General features: G+C 52.4%; 1 protein-coding gene. It reads right to left on the reverse strand.

What is annotated here, in order from left to right:
• Positions 1 to 49: 49 nt before the first annotated feature.
• Positions 50 to 1,225 (reverse strand): integrase core domain-containing protein, encoded by a 1,176-nt coding sequence (locus tag KDX30_RS29395; protein ID WP_099267504.1) that lies wholly within the window; start codon positions 1,223 to 1,225, stop codon positions 50 to 52.
• Positions 1,226 to 1,317 lie beyond the last annotated feature (92 nt).

The following is a 1,317-nucleotide window of genomic DNA, read 5'->3' on the forward strand; positions in this document are numbered from 1 at the left end:
AGTGGTGGGGCATGTACGGATCAACCACATGGGTTACAAAAAAGTGCATTCACATAGGTGACACTTTGATTGAGACATAACCGTTTTTTGCATCTCTCGCATTCACGTGGCCCAAGATCACCGGACCGAAGATTACATTCCATACCCCATCACCGATCATCTCCATTCCGATGGTCTGGTGACAAAGTAAATTGCCCACATAAACCCGCATGCCTCCTCGATTGATGATTCCGCTACTGTCGGCCAGGTAACTCTCAATATGGCTCGCATAGGTCATTTCCGGTAGCGTTTCTGGGTACATTCGAGTTGAAGGCGTATAGCAAGCAGCAGGCGTTTTCTGGCCAAGCGCCTCATGTCCACGCTCATAATTATAGTGCTGCAGGAAGCGATCAAAGTGGCGCTGCTGGGCCTCCCAGGCAATTGCCGACGGGTGAGGTAACGTACTTTTCAACGTCCGGTGCATACGCTCATGCCGCCCATTCTGATCTGGGCGACCAGGCTCGATCCGCTCAGGAATAATTCCAAGTCTCATCCACCAAATCGACAGTTGTGAAAGCCCTGCACGACTGGTGCTGGCAAACGGAATCCCATTGTCAGTACGAATACGCTCTGGCAGGCCGTATTCGCGAAAAACCCTTTCGAAGGTTTGCTGGGTTTCCTTGAGATTGGTGCTGCTCATGCTCTGGCAAGCCAGCAAAAACCGGCTGGCATGATCCATGATCGTCAGCGGATAACACCAAATCCCTGCTCCGGTCAGGTATTGGCCCTTGTAGTCAGCACTGAATAACTGGTTGGGATTTTCTGCCTTGCGTAAAGGCTTGGGATACACAGCCACCCGTCGGCGCAATGGCTTGGGGGTAATCAGATCAGCTGCCTTGAGAATGTTGTAAATGGTCGTTTTCGAGGGCGGATCCTGGTCTGGAAAACGCTGCATGAGGCTGTTCTGAATCTTTTTCGGACCGGGGATCGTCTCGCCAATTAAGCGAAACTCAACGATTGCCTGCTTCACCGCCAAGGGCACCACGTAGGTCTGGTTGTGGCGGCAGCGGCTACGTTCATCAAGCCCGCTCGGCCCCTCTGCCTCGTAACGCCTGATCCACTTATACCCAGTCTTTCGGCTGACCTCATAGTCCCGGCACAGCTGGCTAAGGCTGTGCTTCTGGGACAGGTAGTCGGCGATGAACATCACTTTAAGGTCCATAGGTTTCAGCTCTTTCCAGGGCATGGTCAGATCCTCGCGAAATCGACCCTGCCAGTTAAAAACTGTTACCTATGTGCGTGAACTGATTTGTAACCCATGTGGGTGAGTCATACCGG

The sequence above is a fragment of the Pseudomonas quasicaspiana genome, from assembly GCF_021147825.1.
Lineage (GTDB): Bacteria > Pseudomonadota > Gammaproteobacteria > Pseudomonadales > Pseudomonadaceae > Aquipseudomonas > Aquipseudomonas quasicaspiana.

Coding starts and splice junctions, on each gene's coding strand:
- KDX30_RS29395 (WP_099267504.1), bottom strand. CDS start 1,225: ATGCCCTGGAAAGAGCTGAAACCTATGGACCTTAAAGTGATGTTCATC.